Origin of the sequence: Schumannella soli, from assembly GCF_006517435.1 — a bacterium.
Lineage (GTDB): Bacteria > Actinomycetota > Actinomycetes > Actinomycetales > Microbacteriaceae > Schumannella > Schumannella soli.
The window spans coordinates 437,221-457,873 of sequence record NZ_VHQG01000001.1; the positions used below are offsets into that span (position 1 = coordinate 437,221).

The 20,653-nt window shown below is 70.8% G+C and carries 22 protein-coding genes; 9 read left to right on the plus strand and 13 right to left on the minus strand.

What is annotated here, in order from left to right; translation table 11 throughout:
- The first annotated feature begins 24 nt into the window (after window positions 1–24).
- From FJ657_RS02095 to FJ657_RS02115, 5 genes are all read left to right on the plus strand, one after another.
- Window positions 25–1,200 (plus strand): alcohol dehydrogenase catalytic domain-containing protein, encoded by a 1,176-nt coding sequence (locus tag FJ657_RS02095; RefSeq protein WP_141162024.1) that lies wholly within the window; start codon window positions 25–27, stop codon window positions 1,198–1,200.
- A gap of 14 nt (window positions 1,201–1,214) precedes the next feature.
- Window positions 1,215–3,698 (plus strand): phosphoketolase family protein, encoded by a 2,484-nt coding sequence (locus tag FJ657_RS02100; protein WP_141162025.1) that lies wholly within the window; start codon window positions 1,215–1,217, stop codon window positions 3,696–3,698.
- Window positions 3,695–4,792: an FUSC family protein gene (locus FJ657_RS02105; protein ID WP_141162026.1), complete on the plus strand. Its 1,098-nt coding sequence runs from the start codon at window positions 3,695–3,697 to the stop codon at window positions 4,790–4,792. Before FJ657_RS02100 ends, FJ657_RS02105 begins: the two co-directional genes overlap by 4 nt.
- A 190-nt stretch (window positions 4,793–4,982) precedes the next feature.
- Window positions 4,983–5,906 carry a carbohydrate ABC transporter permease gene (locus FJ657_RS02110; RefSeq protein WP_141162678.1) on the plus strand — a complete coding sequence of 308 codons (924 nt, stop codon included), beginning with the start codon at window positions 4,983–4,985 and terminating at the stop codon, window positions 5,904–5,906.
- On the plus strand, window positions 5,903–6,787 hold the full coding sequence (locus FJ657_RS02115) for a carbohydrate ABC transporter permease (RefSeq protein WP_141162027.1): 885 nt from the start codon (window positions 5,903–5,905) through the stop codon (window positions 6,785–6,787). The genes FJ657_RS02110 and FJ657_RS02115 overlap by 4 nt, the downstream gene beginning before the upstream one ends.
- 7 nt (window positions 6,788–6,794) lie before the next feature.
- On the opposite strand, the gene FJ657_RS02120 is transcribed toward FJ657_RS02115, so the two are convergent.
- The 3 genes from FJ657_RS02120 to ctaD all read right to left on the minus strand — a co-directional run bounded on the left by FJ657_RS02120 (window position 6,795) and on the right by ctaD (window position 9,423).
- Complete coding sequence (locus FJ657_RS02120; protein WP_141162028.1) at window positions 6,795–7,256, minus strand: hypothetical protein; 462 nt, start codon at window positions 7,254–7,256, stop codon at window positions 6,795–6,797.
- 167 nt (window positions 7,257–7,423) lie between these two features.
- On the minus strand, window positions 7,424–7,714 hold the full coding sequence (locus tag FJ657_RS02125) for a hypothetical protein (RefSeq protein ID WP_141162029.1): 291 nt from the start codon (window positions 7,712–7,714) through the stop codon (window positions 7,424–7,426).
- Window positions 7,714–9,423, minus strand: coding sequence for an aa3-type cytochrome oxidase subunit I (gene ctaD, locus FJ657_RS02130; RefSeq protein WP_141162030.1), 1,710 nt, complete (start codon window positions 9,421–9,423; stop codon window positions 7,714–7,716). The genes FJ657_RS02125 and ctaD overlap by 1 nt, the downstream gene beginning before the upstream one ends.
- Before the next feature lie 260 nt (window positions 9,424–9,683).
- Here ctaD and FJ657_RS02135 point away from each other — a divergent pair, with 260 nt between their 5' ends.
- Window positions 9,684–9,890: a hypothetical protein gene (locus FJ657_RS02135; protein ID WP_141162031.1), complete on the plus strand. Its 207-nt coding sequence runs from the start codon at window positions 9,684–9,686 to the stop codon at window positions 9,888–9,890.
- A 19-nt stretch (window positions 9,891–9,909) separates the two neighbouring features.
- Here FJ657_RS02135 and FJ657_RS02140 read toward each other — a convergent pair whose 3' ends face one another.
- The 3 genes from FJ657_RS02140 to FJ657_RS02150 all read right to left on the minus strand — a co-directional run bounded on the left by FJ657_RS02140 (window position 9,910) and on the right by FJ657_RS02150 (window position 12,783).
- Window positions 9,910–10,866 (minus strand): helix-turn-helix transcriptional regulator, encoded by a 957-nt coding sequence (locus FJ657_RS02140; RefSeq protein WP_141162032.1) that lies wholly within the window; start codon window positions 10,864–10,866, stop codon window positions 9,910–9,912.
- Between the two features lie 138 nt (window positions 10,867–11,004).
- Complete coding sequence (locus FJ657_RS02145) at window positions 11,005–12,366, minus strand: ABC transporter substrate-binding protein (protein WP_141162033.1); 1,362 nt, start codon at window positions 12,364–12,366, stop codon at window positions 11,005–11,007.
- A 105-nt stretch (window positions 12,367–12,471) separates the two neighbouring features.
- Complete coding sequence (locus FJ657_RS02150) at window positions 12,472–12,783, minus strand: DUF7882 family protein (RefSeq protein WP_141162034.1); 312 nt, start codon at window positions 12,781–12,783, stop codon at window positions 12,472–12,474.
- A 211-nt stretch (window positions 12,784–12,994) separates the two neighbouring features.
- Between FJ657_RS02150 and FJ657_RS02155 the strand changes: the two genes are divergently transcribed.
- Window positions 12,995–13,219, plus strand: a complete 225-nt coding sequence (locus FJ657_RS02155) for a hypothetical protein (protein WP_141162035.1) — start codon at window positions 12,995–12,997, stop codon at window positions 13,217–13,219.
- 47 nt (window positions 13,220–13,266) lie between these two features.
- Here the strand turns inward: FJ657_RS02155 and FJ657_RS02160 are convergent, their stop codons facing one another.
- The 5 genes from FJ657_RS02160 to FJ657_RS02180 all read right to left on the minus strand — a co-directional run bounded on the left by FJ657_RS02160 (window position 13,267) and on the right by FJ657_RS02180 (window position 16,832).
- Window positions 13,267–13,593 carry a DUF7882 family protein gene (locus tag FJ657_RS02160; protein ID WP_369407391.1) on the minus strand — a complete coding sequence of 109 codons (327 nt, stop codon included), beginning with the start codon at window positions 13,591–13,593 and terminating at the stop codon, window positions 13,267–13,269.
- 263 nt (window positions 13,594–13,856) lie between these two features.
- A complete protein-coding gene (locus tag FJ657_RS02165) occupies window positions 13,857–14,333 on the minus strand; it encodes a hypothetical protein (RefSeq protein ID WP_141162037.1) in 477 nt (158 codons plus the stop codon).
- A 59-nt stretch (window positions 14,334–14,392) separates the two neighbouring features.
- Complete coding sequence (locus tag FJ657_RS02170) at window positions 14,393–15,193, minus strand: MBL fold metallo-hydrolase (protein WP_369407392.1); 801 nt, start codon at window positions 15,191–15,193, stop codon at window positions 14,393–14,395.
- Window positions 15,190–16,359, minus strand: coding sequence for a zinc-dependent alcohol dehydrogenase (locus FJ657_RS02175; RefSeq protein ID WP_141162038.1), 1,170 nt, complete (start codon window positions 16,357–16,359; stop codon window positions 15,190–15,192). Before FJ657_RS02175 ends, FJ657_RS02170 begins: the two co-directional genes overlap by 4 nt.
- Window positions 16,356–16,832 (minus strand): hypothetical protein, encoded by a 477-nt coding sequence (locus tag FJ657_RS02180; protein WP_141162039.1) that lies wholly within the window; start codon window positions 16,830–16,832, stop codon window positions 16,356–16,358. Before FJ657_RS02180 ends, FJ657_RS02175 begins: the two co-directional genes overlap by 4 nt.
- Window positions 16,833–17,040: 208 nt before the next feature.
- On the opposite strand from FJ657_RS02180, the gene FJ657_RS02185 reads away from it, so the two are divergent.
- Window positions 17,041–17,979, plus strand: coding sequence for a helix-turn-helix domain-containing protein (locus FJ657_RS02185; protein ID WP_181408830.1), 939 nt, complete (start codon window positions 17,041–17,043; stop codon window positions 17,977–17,979).
- Between the two features lie 123 nt (window positions 17,980–18,102).
- On the opposite strand, the gene FJ657_RS02190 is transcribed toward FJ657_RS02185, so the two are convergent.
- Together FJ657_RS02190 and FJ657_RS02195 are read right to left on the minus strand one after the other, a co-directional pair.
- Entirely contained in the window at window positions 18,103–19,182 is a 1,080-nt protein-coding gene (locus FJ657_RS02190; RefSeq protein WP_141162041.1) for a carboxylate-amine ligase, read from the minus strand.
- A gap of 10 nt (window positions 19,183–19,192) precedes the next feature.
- Window positions 19,193–19,396, minus strand: coding sequence for a hypothetical protein (locus FJ657_RS02195; protein ID WP_141162042.1), 204 nt, complete (start codon window positions 19,394–19,396; stop codon window positions 19,193–19,195).
- Window positions 19,397–19,633: 237 nt separating this feature from the next.
- On the opposite strand from FJ657_RS02195, the gene FJ657_RS02200 reads away from it, so the two are divergent.
- On the plus strand, window positions 19,634–20,515 hold the full coding sequence (locus FJ657_RS02200) for a manganese catalase (protein ID WP_141162043.1): 882 nt from the start codon (window positions 19,634–19,636) through the stop codon (window positions 20,513–20,515).
- Window positions 20,516–20,653 lie beyond the last annotated feature (138 nt).

A 20,653-nucleotide genomic window follows, 5' to 3' on the forward strand; every position in this document is an offset into this window, starting at 1 on the left:
CGACCACCACCGGAAGGACACCCCATGAGAGCCCTCACCTGGCAGAGCGACCGCCAGCTCAGCGTCGAGACCGTCGACGACCCGCGCATCGTCGAGCCGACCGACGCGATCGTGCGCATCACCTCGACCGCGATCTGCGGCAGCGACCTGCACCTCTACGACGTGCTCGGCCCCTTCCTCGACAAGGGGGATGTGCTGGGCCACGAGCCGATGGGCGTCGTCGAGGAGGTCGGCGCCTCGGTGACCCGCATCAAGCCCGGCGACCGTGTCGTCGTGCCCTTCGTGATCGCTTGCGGCGAGTGCTTCATGTGCCGTCACGGCCGCAGCTCGCAATGCGAGACGACGCAGCAGCGCGACACCGACTCCGGCGCGGCGCTCTACGGCTACACCCGTCTGTACGGCTCGATCCCCGGCGGCCAGGCGGAGGCGCTGCGCGTGCACCGCGCCGACTTCAATCTCATCAAGGTGGGCGGCGACCTGCCCGACGAGCGTTACCTCTTCCTCAGTGACATCCTGCCCACCGCCTGGCAGGGCGTGCAGTACGCGAACGTGCCCGAGGGCGGAACCCTCGCCGTCGTCGGGCTCGGCCCGGTCGGCCAGTTCGCCGTGCGCATCGGCCAGCACCTCGGCTACCGCGTGCTCGGCGTCGACCCGGTGCCGGAGCGGCGGGCGATGGCCGAGAAGCACGGCGCCGAGGTGCACGACAGCGAGGGCGAGGTCGCCGCCGAACTGCGCAAGGTCACGAACGGGCGCGGGCCGGATGCGGTGCTCGACGCCGTCGGCATGGAGGCGCACGGCAGCGGCGTCGCCGCCTTCGTGCAGAACGCCTCGACGGTGCTGCCGTCGCCGGTCGGTCGCGCGGTCGCGCAGGCCGCGGGGGTCGACCGGCTCGCCGCGCTCGAGCTCGCGGTCGACGCCGTGCAGCGCGGCGGCACCGTCTCGCTCAGCGGCGTCTACGCCGGCGCGAAGGACGCCCTGCCCATGCTGCGCATGTTCGACAAGGGCCTCACCCTGCGCATGGGCCAGTGCAACGTGCACCGCTGGCGCGACGAGCTCATGCCGCTCGTCGAGCGCGACGACGATCCGCTCGGCATCGACGACCTCGTCACCCACGAAGCCTCGCTGGAGGAGGGCCCGGAGATGTACGAGGTGTTCAAGCAGAAGGTCGACGGCTGCGTGAAGGTGGTGCTGCACCCCTGAGCGGGGCGCGCGCCATGAGCAACGCCTCCGCCGATCGAACGGCATCCGCCGACCACGCCGTCCCGCTCGACAGCGTCGACGCCTGGTGGCGCGCGGCCGATTACCTCTCGGCCGCGCAGCTCTACCTGGTGGACGACGTCCTGCTCGAGCGGCCCCTCGAACAGGGCGACGTCAAGCGCCGCCTGCTCGGGCACTGGGGCACGGTGCCCGCGCTCAACCTGATCTACGCCCACGCCAACCGCGTGGTCATCGAGCAGGATCTCGAGGCGATCTTCGTCTGCGGCCCCGGTCACGGCGGCCAGGCGATGATCTCGAACGGCTGGCTCGACGGCACCCTGAGCGAGCTCGAGCCGGAGATCGGGCGGGATGCGGACGGCATCCGCCGCCTCTGCCGCCGCTTCTCGTTCCCAGGCGGTGTCGCCTCGCATGCGGCCCCGTCGACGCCGGGGTCGATCAACGAGGGCGGTGAGCTCGGCTACTCGCTCGCGCACGCGGTCGGCGCCGTGCTCGATGATCCCGACCTGCTGGCGATCTGTGCGATCGGCGACGGCGAGGCCGAGACGGCGACGCTCGCGGCGAGCTGGCAGCTGCCGCGGCTGCTCGACCCGCAGCGCGACGGACGCGTGCTGCCGGTGCTCAACCTCAACGGCTGGAAGATCGCGAACCCGACCCTGCTGTCGCGCATCCCCGAGGAGGAGCTGCGGGCACTGCTCATCGGCGGAGGCTGGGAGCCGGTGTTCGTGGACGCGACCGCCGACGAACCGCCGAGCGCCGTGCATCCTCACCTGGCCGCCGCGATGGACGCCGCCGTGGCGCACCGACCCGTCCGCGGTGAGCGCCGCCCGATGATCGTACTGCGCACGCCGAAGGGCTGGACGGGGCCGAAGACGGTCGACGGAGATCCGGTCGAAGGCACCTGGCGCGCGCACCAGATCCCCCTCGACGACCTGCACGACGACCCGGGACGCCGCGATCAGCTCGAAGCGTGGCTCCGCTCGTACCGGCCGGAGGAGCTGTTCGACGACCACGGCGCCCCGACGCCGCTCGTCGACGCCGGGCAGCCGCGCCCGGGTCGCCGGATGAGCGGCTCGCCACGCGCGAACGGCGGCGTGCGCCGCCCGCTCGCCGTGCCCGATCCGCACTTCGCGGCCGTGCGCGTCAGCCGCCGCCGCGACGCGCGGGCGAGCGCGACGGCGACCGCGGGGCGCTGGCTCGCCGAGCTGATCACGCGCAACCCGCAGACCTTCCGACTTTTCGGGGCCGACGAGGTCGAGTCGAACAAGCTCGAAGCCGTGCTCGAGGCGTCACCCCGGCAGTGGGGCGCCGAGATCGCGCCGATTGACGAGAACCTCGCGCACCACGGCCGGGTGATCGAGCTGCTCAGCGAGAACCTGCTGCAGGGGCTGGCCGAGGGCTACGCGCTCACGGGACGGCATCCCCTCTTCACCTCGTACGAGGCGTTCATCCACATCGTCGACTCGATGTTCAACCAGTACGCGAAGTGGATCGAGTCCGCCCGCGATGTGCCCTGGCGTGAGCCCCTGCCCGCGTTCACCTACCTGCTGAGCTCACACGTCTGGCGACAGGACCACAACGGCTTCTCGCACCAGGATCCGGGCTTCCTCGACGTCGTCGCCGACAAGCGCGCCGAGCTGACCCGCATCTACCTGCCGGCCGACGCCAACACCCTGCTCGCCGTGCTCGAGCGCGCGCTGCCCGACCGCGACGTGGTGAATCTCGTCGTCGCCGGCAAACACGACGAGCCAGCCTGGCTCGGCCTCGGCGAGGCTCGACGCCACCTCGAACGCGGCGCGAGCGCGTGGTCGTGGGCCGGTGCCGACGGCGGAGACGCGGATGACGACGACCCGGATGTCGTGCTCGCCTGCGCCGGCGACGTTCCGACCATCGAGGCGGTCGCCGCCGCGCAGCTCATCCGCGAGCAGACGCCGTGGCTCTCGGTGCGCGTGGTCAACGTCGTCGACCTCATGCGTCTCGTGCCGTCAGGGCGTCACCCGCACGGGATGCCCGAGCACGACTGGCAGCGGCTGTTCCCGCTCGATGTGCCGGTCGTCTTCGCCTTCCACGGCTACCCCGCTCTCGTGCACCGCCTGCTGCATGGTCGGCCGCAGACCGAGCGCTTCCACGTGCACGGCTTCCAGGAGAAGGGCACGACCACGACGCCGTTCGACATGCTCATGCTCAACGACCTCGATCGCTTCACGCTCGCGGCCGATGCCGTGCGGCGCGGGGTCGGCGACGTCGATCGGTTCGACGCTGAGTCTGCGGTCGAGGTCAGCACCGACATCGCCGCTGACCTCGCCGATCGCGCCGGCACGCCGGAGGACGGCGCCGGCATCCGCCCGCGCGAGCCGCGCGCCGGCGACGCGGCGATCGCCGAGTGGATGCACCGCCGCCGGGCGAACCGCGATCACGCCTACCGTGAGGGTGTGGACCTGCCCGAGATCGAGCGCTGGCGCTTCTGCGTGCGCGAGCCGTGAGCCGGCTCTCCGACGCGCGCGCCCGGACCTGGGTGCGCGCCCGAGGTTCCCTGCGCCGGGCGCTCAGCGGCGAGCGCGCCCTGCTCGCCGCCAAGACCGCGGGTGCAGCTGCGCTGGCGTGGCTGCTGGGCCATCAGCTGCCGGGAGACCTGGGCGACTACGCCTACTACGCACCCTTCGGCGCGGTCATCGCGATGACCCCCACCCTCGTCAGCTCGGCCCGGTCGACGCTGCACACGGTCGCCGGCACGGCGGTCGGCATCGGCCTGGCCTGGCTGCTCTTCCTGCTGCACGCCCCGGGCTGGCTGGCCGTGCCGATCGCCGCTGCGGTGGGTGTGATCGTCGCGGGGCTCTTCACTCCCGGTCCCGCGCGCGATTACGTGCCCGTCGCAGCGCTCTTCGTGTTGACCGTCGGCGGCGCGGACGCGGGCGACTACTCGATGGGCTACCTGCTGCAGGTCGCACTCGGCATGGGGATCGCCGTGATCGTGACCGTGCTCATCCCCCCGCCAGTGGGGCTGACGGATGCGGCCGACTCGGCACGACGGCTGCGCGCCGAGATCGCCGAGGTGCTGCGGGATGTCGCGACCACGGTCGAGGAGCCGGACGCCGACGGGACGGCGGCGACCGCATCCATCCCCCGCCTGCGACGCGCACTCGCGAGCGCCGAGGAGTCGCTCGACCAGGCGCAGGAGAGCCGCCGCGGCAACGCCCGGGCCTGGCGTCAGCGCGAGGCGATCGCCTCGGAGACCCGCCAGCACGGTGCACTGCGGCGGATCGCCCGGCGCACGGAGGAGCTCATCGATCTGCTCGAGCCGGCGCAGTCCGGCGACGCGAGCCTGCGCGACCTGCCCGACGACGCCCGCGCCGAGGCGGCCGCCGCCATCCGCCTGACCGCCGACGCGGTCGAGCAGTGGCCCGAAACCGGGCCCGATGCCGATCTCGCGCACGGACGCATCGACGAGCAGCTCGAGCGTCTGCGCGGCCGGCTGCAGCCCGGCGAGCACGGCGCTCTGGTCGGCGGAGCGGTGGCGACGCTGCTCGGACGCATCGCGATCGGCGCGACCCGATCGACCGCCGGCTCGGCCGGCTAGCCGAGCAGCAGCAGCGTCCGCCGCCGACAAGCGGTTCTCACGCGGCGCCGAGAAGCGCAACCCCCTGGGCGAAGCGCTTCTCGACCGAGAGACTGCGCTTCATATGGCTGTGACGGCGATCGACCCGACGACTCCCTCCAGCGCGCCCGAGAAGCGCTTCTCCGCACCGCCGCCGTCGCGGCTGCGGCGGATGCTGCGCCGACCGCCGCGCGACCGCTACAACCGGCGGGAGGTCGTCGCCGCCTACCTCTTCATCTCGCCGTGGATCCTCGGCTTCCTGATCTTCACGGTCGGCGCCATGGTCTTCAGCCTGGTCATCTCGTTCAGCCACTACAACATCGCGGCAGGCACCATCCGCCCGGCCGGCGGCGCGAACTACGCTGCGCTGTTCCAGGATCCGAAGGTACCGCTCGCGCTGGGCAACACCCTGTTCTACGCCGTGCTCGCGGTGCCGCTCGAGATCCTCGTCGCGCTCGGCCTGGCCCTGCTGCTCAACCGCGTGCGGGCCGGGTCTGGCCTGTTCCGCACCATCTACTACCTGCCGAAGATGACCCCGGCGGTCGCGACCGCGTCCGTCTTCCTGCTGCTGCTCAACGGCAATCAGGGCGCGATCAACAAGGGGCTCGCGCTGCTGGGCGTCGACGGCCCGCAGTGGCTGGTCGACCCGACCTGGGTCAAGCCGTCGCTCGTGATCATGACGCTGTGGGGCGTCAGCGGGACGATGGTCATCCTGCTCGCGGCGCTGAAGAACGTGCCGACCGACCTCGTCGAGGCGGCGATGCTCGACGGCGCCGGAGCGGTGCGGCGCTTCTTCTCGATCACGCTGCCGATGATCTCGGGGGCGCTGTTCTTCAACGTGATCGTGCTGACCATCGCCGCGCTGCAGGTCTTCGACCAGGCCTACCTGCTCTTCTACCGCGACCAGGGCGGCACCGCGCCCGATGCCTCGCTGTTCTACGCGGTCTACCTCTTCCAGCAGGCGTTCCGGCAGTTCGACTTCGGCTTCGCGTCGGCGCTGGCCTGGCTGATCTTCGTGATCATCCTGGCGATCTCGGTCGTGCAGGTGAAGGTGGGTAACCGCTTCGTCTACTACGAGAGCGAGGAGCGGGCATGAGCGCCGCGGTGCCGACCGACCGTGGTCCGCGCTACCGGCTGCGCGGCGTCGTGGGCACGGCCGTGCACTGGACCGTGCTGCTCGCGATCGCCGCACTGTTCCTCTACCCCTTCGCCTGGCTGCTGTCGGCGAGCCTCAAGCCGCGCGGCGAGGTGTTCGACAACGCGCTCATTCCGGCGACGCCCACCCCCGAGAACTACGTCACCGTGTGGAGCGAGCTGCCCCTGTTCAGCTGGGTCGGCAACAGCCTCTACATCGCGATCCTCGCGGCCGTGCTGGTGGCGCTCAGCAGCTCGCTCGTCGCCTTCGGCTTCGCCTACTTCCGCTTCCCCGGCCGCGGCATCCTCTTCGGCCTCGTGCTCGCGACCATGATGCTGCCCGGCGCGGTGACGCTGGTGCCGCAGTACCTGATCTGGAACCAGCTCGGTCTCGTCGGCACCTCGGTGCCGCTGTGGGGCATCAACCTCTTCGGCTCGGCCTTCTACATCTTCCTGCAGCGGCAGTTCTACCTCGGCCTGCCGCGCGACCTCTTCGAAGCGGGGAGGATGGATGGGCTCGGCCCCTGGGGCCTGTTCCGCCGCATCGCGCTGCCGCTGTCGATCCCGTCGTTCGTGATCGTGCTGCTGTTCGAGTTCCAGGCCAGCTGGAACAACCTGCAGGCCTCGCTCATCTACCTCAACGGCGGCGCCGCCTCGGGCTATACGGTGCCGCTCGGCATCGCCAGCGCGATGACGAAGTACAGCCCCACGAACGGCGGACACGGCGATTATCAGTACGTCATGGTGGCAGCGCTGCTCGTGACGCTGCCGATGATGCTGCTGTTCGCCGTCGGGCAGCGCTACTTCGTGCAGGGCATCGCGACGCAGGCGCGCAAGGGCTGAGGGCCGATCACTCCGACACGATGTCGAACCGCAGCTGCAGCGCCGGGTCGAAGACGCCGGGGCTCTCGAGCAGCGCGCTCGTGTGGCTGATCTCGATCGGCTCGAGGTCATGCACCCACTCGAGCGGGAACAGCGCGACGATGCGCCGCTCGCTCATGCGCACCCGCACGCTGCGGCGACGGCGGATGACGCGGTGCTCGAAGTCGACGGCGAAGGCCAGCGCGGTCGGCGGCGTGACCTCGAGCCCCAGCTGCAGCGGCCCGCCGCCGTTGCGCGGGAACCAGATGTTGAGGTGCGTGCGCTCGCCCGTGGAGGACAGCGCCGCTGCGAGGTTCCAGGTGACGACGAGCGCGTGCGCTCCGATCGCGGCGGTCGCGTCGACGATCGGGGGCAGATCACTCAGCGTGGCCGCCTGATCGATCGTCTCGTCGCGCAGCACCGGCAGCTCGCCGGTCGACTTCGGGGTCATGCGCTCAGTCTGCGGCGCAACCGAGGCCGAATGTCGCGATCCCAGCGAGCACGAAGCGGAGCGGCCGGCGCTGGCGGCGCGTGCTCAGCTACCCGGGTCAGAGCGCAGTGCGACGAGGTAGCCGACGCCGGTGCGAGTGCGGGTGCGGGTGCGAGTGCGGGGCCGCATCATCGACCGAGGGCCGCGATCGCGGCGACGATCGGCACCAGGATCCCGGCGATGCCGACGACCACGACGGCCAGACAGCCGGCCACGACCGCCCGCCGATCCGTCGGCTGGCGCGTCACGTCGTCGTCCCGCCCGGCGAGCAGGGCACGGGTCTGCATCCGGTTCGCGGCATCGACGATGCGGCGGATCTCGACGTCGCGTGTATTGAGCTCCCCGGCGGCCGCACGTCGCGCGATGGCACGAGCCTCCGCCAGCGTCAGCGGCACCTCCGCGTCGGACCACCGCGCCATCACTTCACCTCGCCGCTGCCGGCATCGAGCGTCGGCGCCTCGGGCGCGTCTTTCGCCGGACCGATGCCGACCGGCAGTCCCGCCTCGGGATGGTGCAGGTCGAAAGCCGGCGACTCCGAGCGGATGCGCGGGATCGACGTGAAGTTGTGGCGCGGCGGCGGGCACGACGTCGCCCACTCGAGCGAGCGCGCGAAGCCCCACGGGTCATCGACCTCGACCACGGGGGCGCGGCGCGCGGTGATCCAGACGTTGTAGAAGAACGGCAGCAGCGAGGCGCCGAGGATCATCGCACCGACCGTCGACAGCTGGTTCATCCAGGTGAAGCCGTCCTCCAGCCGGTACTGCGCGTAGCGCCGCGGCATGCCCATCACGCCGAGCCAGTGCTGGATGAGGAAGGTCATATGGAAGCCGATGAACAGCAGCCAGAAGTGGATCTTGCCGAGCCGCTCGTTCAGCATCCTGCCGGTCCATTTCGGCCACCAGAAGTAGAACCCGCTGAACATGGCGAAGACCACCGTGCCGAAGACCACGTAGTGGAAGTGCGCCACGACGAAGTACGTGTCCGAGACCTGGAAGTCGAGCGGCGGCGACGCGAGGATGACGCCGGTCAGGCCGCCGAAGGTGAAGGTCACGAGGAAGCCGATCGCCCAGACGATGGGCGTCTCGAAGGTGACCGAGCCGCGCCACATCGTGCCGATCCAGTTGAAGATCTTCACCCCGGTCGGCACGGCGATGAGCATCGTCAGCAGCGCGAAGAACGGCAGCAGCACCGAACCGGTGACGTACATGTGGTGCGCCCACACGGTGACCGAGAGGGCCGCGATCGCGATCGTGGCGTAGACGAGCGTGCGATAGCCGAAGATCGGCTTGCGGCTGAACACCGGGAGCACCTCGGAGATGATGCCGAAGAACGGCAGCGCGATCACGTAGACCTCGGGATGGCCGAAGAACCAGAACAGGTGCTGCCAGAGCAGCGTGCCGCCGTTCGAGGGATCGAGGAGGTGCGCTCCGAAGGAGCGGTCGGCGCCGAGCGCGAAGAGCGCCGCCGCGAGCACCGGGAAGGCGAGCAGCACCAGGATCGAGGTGATCAGCACGTTCCAGGTGAAGACCGGCATGCGGAACATGGTCATGCCGGGCGCGCGCATCGTGATGATCGTCGTGATGAAGTTGACGGATCCGAGGATCGTGCCGAAGCCGGTCATCGCGAGGCCGAAGACCCACAGGCTGCCGCCGACGCCGGGCGAGAACGTGTCGGTCGACAGCGGCGTGTAGGCCGTCCAGCCGAAGCTCGCCGAGCCATAGGGCGAGAAGAACCCGCTGACCGCGATGATCGATCCGAAGAGGAACAGCCAGTAGGCGAAGGCGTTCAGGCGCGGAAACGCGACATCCGGCGCGCCGATCTGCAACGGCATCACGACGTTCGCGAAGCCGGCGAAGAGAGGCGTCGCGAACATCAGCAGCATGATCGTGCCGTGCATCGTGAACAGCTGGTTGTACTGCTCGCGCGTCGACAGCAGATCGAGCCCCGGCGCGAACAGCTCGGCGCGGATCACCAGCGCCATCACGCCGCCGAGACAGAAGAACGCGAACGAGGTCATCAGGTACAGGTACCCGATCGTCTTGTGGTCGGTGGTCGTGACCCACGACACGATGCGGCTGCGCGTGCGACGTGACTCGACCCGCTGAACGGCTCCGATCGTGCTCGTCATGCGCTGCTCCCGTCGTGCGTCTGCGAGGAACGTATTTCTCGCAGACGATTCCGCCGAGGGGCTTGCGCTGGCGCTCACCGAGCCGGATCGCTCTCTCCCCTCGCCGTCGTGCAGCGGGTGACTGCTCGCGAGGTGAGCGAGGGCGGCCCGAGCGAGGGGCGACACGGTACGTCGTCGCGCACGCCGATCTGCAGGGGGTTGACGAAATCGCGTCCGAGGCGCACCGTGTGAGCCTCCCAACCCCGGGAATCGGAGGAACCGTGAAGCGCATCGATGTCTTCTACGGCAACCAGCACTACAGCGTCGCCGACCGCACGATCGATCAGCTCACCGACGAGATCGAGGAGGCGGTCGCCGACGGCGGCGGGTGGCTGACCGTGAACTACGGCGACGGCAGCCGCGTCCCGGCGCTGCTGTACGTGGGCCAGAGCACCCCGATCGCGGTCGCCGAGCGTCCCGAAGCCTGACCGTCGCGACGGCATCTCGTCAGTCCGCGGCCCCGCTCTCGAGCGGGGCCGCGCGAGCGCGGAGCGTCTGGGCGGGCGTCTCTCCGTAGGCGTCGCCGTAGTATCCGGCGAAACGGCCGACGTGGGCGAATCCCCACCGGCGAGCGATCTCCGCGACGCGCGCGTCGATCCCGTCGTTGCGCGCCGCGATGAGATCGGCCCGCGCCGCGTCGAGTCGGACATTGCGCAGATACTGCGCCGGAGACATGTCGAGCCACCGCTGGAACTGCTGCTGGAGGGCGCGCACCGACAGGCGAGCTGCTTCTGCTGCGTCGGCGATAGAGACCGGCTGCGCGGCATGCGAGCGCAGGTACTCCTCGGCTCGCTCGAGCGCGGCGGGCACCGGTCGCCGCTGAGCGGTCGGAGCGTCAGGCAGCAGATGGTGCGCCGTCATGCTGAGCAGCAGATCGATCAGGTTCATCCGCACCAGTTCGCTCTCGAAGCTCTCCGTGGGCATCACAGCACCGGAGAACCGGATGGCCTGCCGCACGGCGTCGGAGCCCGCCACCGCGCGATGCAGCAGCGCGGGCGAGGGTGGAAGACCTCCGTACCGCGACATCCAGCGAGCGACCAGCCGAGCATCGACGCTCACCATCACGGAGCGCACGGTGTCGAAGTCGACGCTCAGCTCGTGACCGGCCGGCACCAGCAGGGGGCGCCTCTGATCGCCGCGAGAACCCCGACTCGCCCAGGCGTAGCTGCCGCGGCGGATGTCGGTGAACAGCACACTGCGGGCCGCATCCATCGAGGCGACCACGTGACCATCGAATCGGAAAGAGGAGACGGTCAGGTTCTCGTCGGCTGCGACCACCTGCTCGAAGCGGAAGGGCGAGCCGCCGGAGTTCTCCACGACGAGTCCCTCGGCGTAGGCGGCGCCGAGCAGGCGATCGGCCTCGGCGACGTCCGAGGTCGTCAGCGCGCTGCGCATCAGGGTCATGCTGCACCTCCTCGGACCACCCGGAGCCGATCTGGTCGACGCCTGATCCCGCGGGTGCGCGGCTCCGCTGTCAGCGTCGCCGAATCACCTTGCCTCGCCTCGAGCGGGCGAGGCAAGGCCCCTGGCGCGCGAGCCTGCTCAGCCGGCGACCCGGTTGTAGGCGCTGAGCGCCGCCTTCTGCGCGTCCGCGAGCGCCTGCTTCGGGCTCTTCTCGCCGGTGAGGGCCGAGGTCACGGCGCTCTTCAGCTCGGACTGGATGCGCTCGCCCGCTGGCGACGACCCGAAGGAGCGTCCCTTCGCGGCGACGTCGTAGTAGGTCGAGATGACCTGCTCGAAGGCCTCGTCACCACTCTGGCCGACGTACTTCTCGCGGATGGCCTCGTCCACCGACTTCACGCCGGTGAACAGTCCGGTGTTGATCGCCCCGGGCTTGCCGTCGAGCGTCTTCTGACGGGCGGCGGCCGCCGCATCCCACGACTTCGCGCTGGTCACGTCGAGAACCCACTTGCACGCCGCAGAGGGGTTCTTCGCCTTCGCCGGGATCACGAAGGCCTGGCCGCTCGCCACGGCGAAGGGCTCGCCCTGCTGGTCGCGGAACGGCACGGCCGCGAGCGAGATCTGGTCGCGGTAGCCCGAGAGCACGTTCACGTACCACTGGTCGAAGACCTCGGCACCCACCTGGTGCTTCACGAACTGGTTGCCGTCGCCGAACAGATCGAAGCTGTCGATGAGGCTCTTCACCTTCGCGTAGCCGCCCTGGGCGTCGTAGACCTTCTGCAGGAACTCGACCGCCTCCACGTTCTTCGCGTCATCGAGCGCGGGCTTGCCGTCATCGTCGACGAGCCGACCGCCGAAACCGAGCATCCACAGGCCGGCCTTGTCGACGCCCTGCGGGTCGAAGCCGATGACCGTGGGGTCGTCACCCTGCTTCTGCGTCAGCTTCGCGACGGCGGCGATGAAGTCGTCGCCCTTCGACACGTCGAGGTCGTCAAGGCTCACGCCGGCGGCATCGGCCACCGTGCGATCGACGAGGATGGCGGGCGGCTGGTAGAACTGCGGCACGCCCCAGACGTCGTCGTCCCACGACACATCCGCGGCGACCTGCTTGTAGAAGTACTCGCTCGGATCGACGCCGTAGAGGTCGTAGCACTTGCTCAGCGGCATGATCAGCCCCTGCGCGGCGTAGGTCGTGACCGACTGGCTGCTCATCTGCACGACGTCGGGCACCTTGCCGCTCGCGGTGCGAGTGGCGAACTTCTGCGCGTCGAAGGTCGTCGCGTCGAGCTCGACCTTCGCGCCGGCGGATTCGAGCTGCTCATTCGCATAATCGAGACGAGCTTTGCCGACGTCGTCGGCGCTGTCGAAAGCCCAGGCGTTGAGCGTGCCCGAGACCTTCTTCTCGAACGAGGCCGATGCACCGCCGCCGGAGCCGCACCCGGCCAGAAGGAGGATCGCGGTCAGTGATGCGGCGCCGACGACGGCGGCTCGGGTGATGCGCATGGGTCGGGGGTCCCTTCGTTCCCCTCAGCACATCGTGGACAGTGCGTTCTGCCCAGGGGGTTGCGCGGAAGCGCTTCGACGTGATGGCCCGATGACGGACCCCGCTCAGCGGCGCCGCGCCGGCGCCTCCGGCTCGGGGACCAGGTGGAGCCCGCCACTCGAGAACGACGCCTCGGTCAGCGCATCCACCCAGTGCCGGTTGATGCCCTGCGCATCGCCGTCGATGTAGCTGAACACGATCTTGGCGTGCGGGTGCAGCCAGACGGTGGCGCGGCCGGCCGCCTCGTCGTCGGCGCCCCTCCACGAGAAGGCGAAGGCCTCCCCGCGTCGCAGGCGCGACAGGATGACGACCTGAAGATGGGCGAGCGCGCGGTCGTCGACAGGTATCTCGACATCCTCGAAGTTGAGCGAACCCATGCGACCTCCCAGTCGGTGCGCATTGGTGGAGATGTGCGCACGCTCGTTCGAGCCGGAATGCGCGGTGGGAATCCAGAATGCGCACGCGATGCGAATCGGCGCAAGGGGGTTGCGCCCGGCGCCGCCTCGTTGCGGCTCGCCGACTGCCCCGGGCCTCGACTCGCGCGCAACCCCCTCGTGCGCCGAGGGGTCGGGCGCATACCGTGGTGGCATGGATGTCGACGTCACCGAGCTGCGCGCGCGCCTCGAGGCGGTTCGAGCCGCCCGGCTCGCGCACTCCGACCATCTCGACGGCGAGGTGGCGAAGCTCGAGCAGACTCTCGAATCACTGCTCGAGCGGCTCGAGCTTCACGCGGCACCCGCCGCTGGCGCGGCGTTCGACGTCGGTTCGCTCCTCGATCCGGACATCGCGTACTTCGTCGACCACGAGCTCTGAACTCGAGGAGAGGCGCGCTCGAGCTCACGGGAGCCACGCAGAGCGGCTCAGTGGTGCGCCAGCTCCTCGGCGTGGACCTGGTGCTCCGCCACCGGTTCAGGCACGATCTGCATGCCGCCGGGCGAGTTCGCCGAGCGCAGCAGTGCGGCGACCCACTCGACGTTGATGGTCGGCGCCCGGCCGCCGAAGAACTTGTAGCTGACCGGGGCGTTCGGCGTGATCCAGAGGATCGTGCGCCCGTCGCCGACGCTGTCGTCATCCCGCCAGGTGAAGTGGAACGACTCACCCCGACGCACCTTCGTGCCGATGGCGAGTTGGATATGCGCGAGCAGGCGGTCATCGAAGTCGACGATGACCTGATTGTTGTAGTTCATGCGGCCCACGGTTTCTCCCTTCCCAGTAGGGACGCCGCCCGGTGCGCGGCCTCCCGGGGCTGGTCACCACGATTCCGTTCCCCGGCGGAGTCGACAAGGGCTTGCAGAAAGCGCACACTTGCGCCATCAAGCGCACGGTCGTCAAGCCCCTCTTCGGATGACAGATCGCTTCTCAGGGTTGCCGGACCCGCGGCTGTCCGCAGCCGTCAGCCTCGCGACCGGTGGGCGGATCGCGGACGGCTACCTTCGGGGCAGCGGGCGACTCACTTTCGCCGGGCGACGAGCCCCAGCACCGCGCCGTAGACGAGGTGCGCCGCCACGATGGACCGCACTCGGCGCGGACGATCGGCCCACGCCGGCGCGTACAGACCTGCAAGGGGCAGGGTCACCGCATAGCCGGCCAGCCAGACGCCGAGCCCGTGGGCGACGCCGTGGGCGACGGCGCTGGCCGGGTTCGGGCGCGTCGTGCCGCCGAGCAGCCCGTACACGGCCCCCGAGATGGCGCCGATGGCGAGGTGCAGGCGCGCGGCGCGGCCGGCGCGCTCGCGGCGCCGGCGCCGCGCGATCGACCCCGACACCGTGCCGGTCCGGCGTCGGCGCTGACAGCGGTCAGCGCGGCGCAGGATCGTGAACGGCGGCGGCTCCTCGAGCGCCCCGCGGCGCTGCGCCACGAGCAGCACGGCCGTCATCGGCAGCGTCGCCGCCGCTCCGGCGACGGCGCCGCGCGCGAGCAGTCTCATCGTGTCTCCCGGCATCTCAGCCCCCGGCATCCCAGCTTCTTGCTTCCGACCCCGGCAGATCAGCTCGGCCCGACACGACGCGCGATCGCGACCGCATCCTCGGCCCGGCCCCGCCACGGCTCGCCGTGCCCCGGCAGCAGCGTCGTCGCCCGCGTCGCGGCGATCGCCGACAGGCTGCGCAGCGCGAGCGCCGAATCCGCGGTCGCCGTCCCGGCGACGATGCGCGGCCCGACACCCGCGGTGTACGGATCGAGGGTCACGAGCGCATCGCCCGTCAACACGGCATCCGCCTGCGGCAGGTGCAGCGCGCAGTGCCCGAAGGTGTGACCCGGCGTCGCGATCACGCGCGGGCCGCCCGGCAGATCGAGTTCGAGACCGTCCGCGATGGGCTGCAGCTGCCGCACGCCCGGCACGTGCAGGGCGCCCGCGCGCACCATGTCGACAAGGATCGGCACCGCCCGCGGACTGCGCAGCGGATACGCCGACCGCGGGCGCTCGTGGGCGTAACGGTACGGCGACCGGGCGAGCGCATGGTCACCGGGATGGGCGAGCACCGGCACTCCGAAGCTGCGCGCCAGCCGCTCGGCTGCTCCGACGTGGTCGAAGTGCGCATGGGTCAGCACCAGGGCGCGCACGTCAGCCGTCCGCGCTCCGATCGCGTCGAGAGCGCGGCGCAGCGGATGCCAGACAGCCGGCAGGCCGGCATCCACCACCGTCACGCCGTCGGCGTCGACCAGCAGGTAGCAGTTGACATGCGCCAGCTCGACGCGATGCACGCCGGGGACCACGTCGAGGTCGATGCGCGCAACGCCCGCCCGGGAGCGCAGAATGATCTGGGCGGTGGCGACGGGCGCGCTCACGGCCGGAACACCGCGCGCACGCAGCCCTCGCCCTTCGTCTTGAACAGCTCGTAGCCGCGAGGTCCGTCATCGAGCGAGAGACGGTGGGTCACCAGGTGCTCGGTCGGGATCTCACCCGCGGCCATGCGGTCGAGCAGCATCGGGATGTACCGCTGCCCCATCACCTGACCGGAGCGGATCGTGAGCGCCTTGTTCATGACCGCGCCGAGCGGGAACTTGTCGACGACGCCGCCGAACACGCCGAGCACGAAGACGGTGCCGCCCTTGCGGGTCGCGAGCACCGCCTCGCGCACCGCCGTCGGCCGGTCGGTCTGCAGGCGCAGCTGCACCTTCACCTGGTCGTAGAGGTAGTCGGGCCGGAAGCTGTGCGCCTCCATGCCCACCGCCTCGATCGACACGTCGGGCCCGCGCCCGCCGGTCCGCTCGCGCAGCTCGGCGAGCACCTCGGTCGTGCCGTAGTCGATCGTCTCGGCGCCGATCACCTCGCGCACCTGCTGCAGGCGCTCCGGCAGGCGGTCGATCACGATCACGCGCGCGGCGCCCAGCAGCAGACTCGCCCGCGCCGCCATCTGCCCCACGCCGCCAGCACCCCAGACGGCGACGACGTCGCCCGGCTGCACCCCGCCCTGGTCGGCGCCCATCCACCCGGTCGGCACGGCGTCGGAGGCGAAGACGGCGGCCTCGTCGCTGAGTTCATCGGGGATCGGGAAGGCCCCGACGTCGGCGAAGGGCACGCGCACGTACTCGGCGTGACTGCCCGCATAGCCGCCGGTGATCTGGCTGTACCCGAAGCATCCGCCCGTCGACGCTCCCCACAGCCCCTCGCCCAGGCCGGGATGCGGATTCGAGTTGTCGCAGAGCGAGTACTGCTCGGTGCGGCAGTACCAGCAGCGCCCGCAGCCGAGGAAAGAGGTCACGACGACGCGCTCGCCGACACGGCGCCGCGTCACCCCCGGCCCGACCTCGACGATCTCGCCGGCGAACTCGTGGCCCAGCACGTCGCCGGCGCGCATGCCCGGAACGTATCCGCCGATGAGGTGCAGATCGGAGCCGCAGGTGACGGTCGCCGTGACCCGCACGATCGCGTCGCCGGCATTGAGGATGCTCGGGTCGTCGACGCGCTCGACGCCGAGTCGGTTGATGCCCTGCCAGGTGATCGCTTTCACAGCACTCCCTTTCCTCCGGAGCGACGACTCAGCTCGTCGACGACCGCTCCTGCGGGCGTCGCCCGCCGATGCCCTTCGGGGGCGGGGTCACGCCGGGTGACCTCGCCGATCTCGATGAGCTGCTTGGCCTCGCGCAGAGCGCGATGCACATCATCGCGCGACGGTCCCGATTGCCGTCGGTCGTCGCCCGTCGCCGTCGCCGCGCTCGGGCGCGCCGCCAGCTCGACGCCGCGGTCGCCCGGAGCCACGTCGACGCGCCACTCGATGGCGTCGCCGAGCTCGTCGAGCGGCGACGGCGGCTGCGTCGCCTCGAACAGCCCCTCGGCGCCGAGGATCGTCACCCGGTTCCAGCGCGTCCGCCCGTCGTCGTCGCGGTCATCGCCGCCGGCGCGCCGGACGACGAGAGACGCCGTCGCCGCGCCGGCCGCCCCGATGACGGCGACGGCGAGCGCCGCTCTTCCTGCTCGTCCCATGTCCCTCTCCTCGTTCCTTTGAGGCGACGTCATCCGGTCGCGGCGTGCTCGCGCACGGCGTCGAGGATGGGCGTCTCGTGCTGATCCATCCGGCGACGCTAGGCGCGATCCTGTCCCCTGACCCGGGGGTTGACAGCGCGCTAGCACGACGCGATCGCTTCTCGCTACCCGCTGGGCGCGGCGGGCCTCGACCGACACGATGGGATGGATGACGACTGTCCATCTGAAGCACCGGTCGACGTCGTCGCATGACGCCGAGGCGATGATCCGCGAGTTCTCGCAGGATCTGCGTCTGGATTCCCCGGGCCGGCTGCGTCACTCGGTCGAGTCGCACAGCGACCACCGCCTTCGCGTCATGTCGCTCGCCTTCGTGGGAGACCTGACGACGGTCGCCGACACCGAGCACATCGTGGCCGCGGTGACGACCCGCGGCGCGATCGACTGGTCGGTGGGAGAGACGCGCGGCGGCGGCGCGACCCCCTGGTTGCAGGCACCCGGCACGCGGGCGACCTCGCGGGTGTCGACCGCCGCCGAGCAGGCGATCGCCCTGCCCGTCGCTCCCTTCGAGCGCCTGGGACGCGCGATGTTCGGCGATCCGGCATTCCGCGTCCGCTTCGATCGACTGACCCCGGCGACGCCGCAGCTGGAGGACTACTTCCGCACGACCCTCCGCTACGCGAGCTCGCTGGCGCGCACCCGCGCCTTCGAATCGGACCTCGTGCGGGCCGACCTGCACCGGCTGCTGTGCGTGTCGCTGCTCGAGACCTTCGGTCCCCGGGAGGAGACGCGGCGGCGAGCGCGAACCGCGGCGGATCGCCGCACCCGCTACCAGCGCGCCGCGGCGTTCCTCGACGACCACGTCTCGCTGCCGATCACGATCGACGACGCGGCGCAGGCCGCGGGCGTCGCCTCGGCCGAGCTGGCGGAGCTGTTCGTCGCGTTCTCCCCCGCGGAGCGCACACCGCAGCAGTACCTGCGTCGCGCTCGCGTCTCGGCGGCGCGCCGGGACCTCGTGGAGTTCGACGGCCCGCGCCAGGAGGCGGTCGGCTCTGTGGCCACACGCTGGGGCTTCGCGTCGATGCGCACCTTCGTGCGCGAGTTCCACGCCGTGACCGGCGAGACGCCGTGGGACGCGCGCCGGCACTGAGCCACGATCAACGCTCCGGGCTGGTGACCGCCGTTCACTGCGGCGGCTTCGGAACGATCTCGTTCGGGATGTGCAGCGCCCGCTTCGCTCGCTCGATGTGCTCCGCGGCATCGGTCGGGTCGCTTATCCAGCCACGCTGCTCTCCAGCAGATCGCGGACCGCAGGCCAGCCGCCCTCGGCGAACGCGGCGCGCTGACGATCGGCGCCGGTGCCGTGCAGTCGGATGCCGGAGAGCCACCCGGCGATGAGGTCGCCCGGCTGAGAGTCGAGCTCGAGCAGGTCGCGCAGGTGCTCGACCGCCGCCTCCCACGGGATCAGCGATCCGGAGACCGCGCTCACCACGCCGCCGCGCACCCCGAAGCGCGCTGAGTGCCACGACCCGGCCTCGAGCAGCTCGGTCGGATGCCCGGCGACGTCACGAGCCGCGTCGGCGCCCGCATCCGCAGCTGCCACGAGCGCGCGTGTCAGAGCCGCGAGTGCGACCGAGTCCGCGGGCGCGAGCTGGGCGTCGGCGACCCGGAGCTCGACCGTCGGATAGCGCGGCGACAGCCGCACATCCCACGCGAGCGTCGCGGCATCGCGCGAGCCGCCGAGCCCGACGAGCGCCGCCGTGCGATTGCGCTGATCGTCGGCATCCGCGAAGACGGGCGGGCATCCGCTCGTGGTCCAGCGCCGCAGCAGGATCGCCCGCCAGCTCGCGAAGCCGCTGTCGGCGCCGCGCCAGAGCGGCGAGTTCGCCGTCGCCGCGCGGAGGAGGGGAAGCCAATCGCGCAGCGCGTTCGCGACCCGCACGCGCTGCTCGAGGTCGGGCACCTCGACGTGCACGTGCAGCGCGGCGACCTGATGGTCGTCGAGCAGTGTGGCGTGCGCCGCGGCGATGCCGGCGTAGCGCGGGTCGGCGGTGACCTCGGCCGTCGAGCTCGCGAGGAACGGCGTGCCGGTGGAGGCGAGCACGAGTCCGCGCTCGCGCGCCCGGGCGGCGATGGCTCGCCGGTGCTGCGCGAGCTGGACGCGAGCGTCGTCGAGCGAGCTGCAGATCGACGTCGAGAACTCGATCTGGCTGCGCAGGAACTCCCCGTGAGCCTCCCCGCGAGTCAGGACCCCGTGCCCGATGTCGCCGGCATCGACGACGCGTCCGGTGTCGCGGTCGAGCAGGAAGAACTCCTCCTCGATCCCGAAACGCGGGCCGGACCTCGCGCTCACGCCTCGCGCGTCACTCGGTCAGCGAATCGGGCGTCGCCTGACCGTCGATCAGCGAGGTGCCGCCGGGCACGACGACCAGATGCGGCTCGGCATCGGGGTCGCTCACCAGATCGAAGAGGCCGTCGACCTCGTCCAGAGCGCGCAGCTGATCCGCCGACACCTCGATCTGTCGATCGCGGAGCACGTCGCGCAGTCGGTTCAGCGTTCCGGTCATGCCAGCACGGTACGAGCCGACGAGCGGATGAGGCGAGGGGTTGACGGGGCACGCCCAGTTTGCGACGGTCCTCACGGAGTTCGAGGACTGATCATCCGTTCGGTGCCCGCGCGCGGCGATTGTCCGCTCGTCGCGACCGTCACCGCAACCCCCTCGGCAGGACCGCGATCGCTTCTGACACTGGGCCGCATCCGCGTGGTCACCTCCGGCGGCGCGGCCGACCGCAGAGGAGTCCCCGTGTTCTTCCATCGACAGGAGCTGCAGCATCGCGCGCAGCCCGACAAGCCCGACGCCGTCTACGCCCGCAAGCTGCAGGAGGTGCTCGGCGGCCAGTACGGCGAGATCACCGTGGCGATGCAGTACGGCTTCCAGGCCTGGAACGCCCACATCCCCGGCAAGTACCGCGACCTGCTCTACGGCATCGGCGCCGAGGAGTTCGGGCACATCGAGATGCTGGCGACGATGATCGCGCAGCTGCTCGAGAAGGCGCCGCTCGGCGTGAGCGACGACGCGGTGCAGAACGATCCGACCGTCGCCGCGATCGTGGGCGGCACCGACGTTCAGCAGGCGATCGTCGCGGGCGCCGGTGCGCGCCCGGTCGACAGCAACGGCAACCCGTGGTCGGGCGCCTACGTGACGGCGTCGGGCAACCTGCTCGCCGACTTCACCGCCAACGCGAACGCCGAGATGCAGGGACGGCTGCAGGTCGCCCGGCCCTACCACATGACGGATGACGCGGGCGTGCGCGATCTGCTGTCGTTCCTGCTGGCCCGAGACACGATGCACCAGAACCAGTGGATCGCCGCCGCCGCCGAGCTGCGCGAGGAGGGCGCCGAGGATCTCCCCGTGCCGAGCAACTTCCCGCTCGGCAAGGAGGACCGCGACGTGGCCTACCAGTACATCAACTTCTCCGACGGGCAGCAGGCGGGCGACGGCCGCTGGGCCTCCGGGCCGACGCCCGACGGCAAGGGCGAGTTCAGCTACGTGCCCGAGCCGGAGCCGGGTGTTCCGGCTCCGCCGCCGACGCATCCGGACTCCCGGTTCTACGGCACGACCGAGCTGCCGAACATCGTCGAGAAGGCGGCGGGAGCCGCACAGGACGCGCTCGACATCGAGTGATCCGAGCGCGAGCGCACGACGCCCCCTCGACCGCACTGTCGCAGGCGGGCGCCGTGCGCAACCCCCTCGGCGCGCCGTCGCCTTCGCTCTAGCGTCGGAAGATGCGCTCGCCGTTCCCGACCTCCATACACCCTGTTC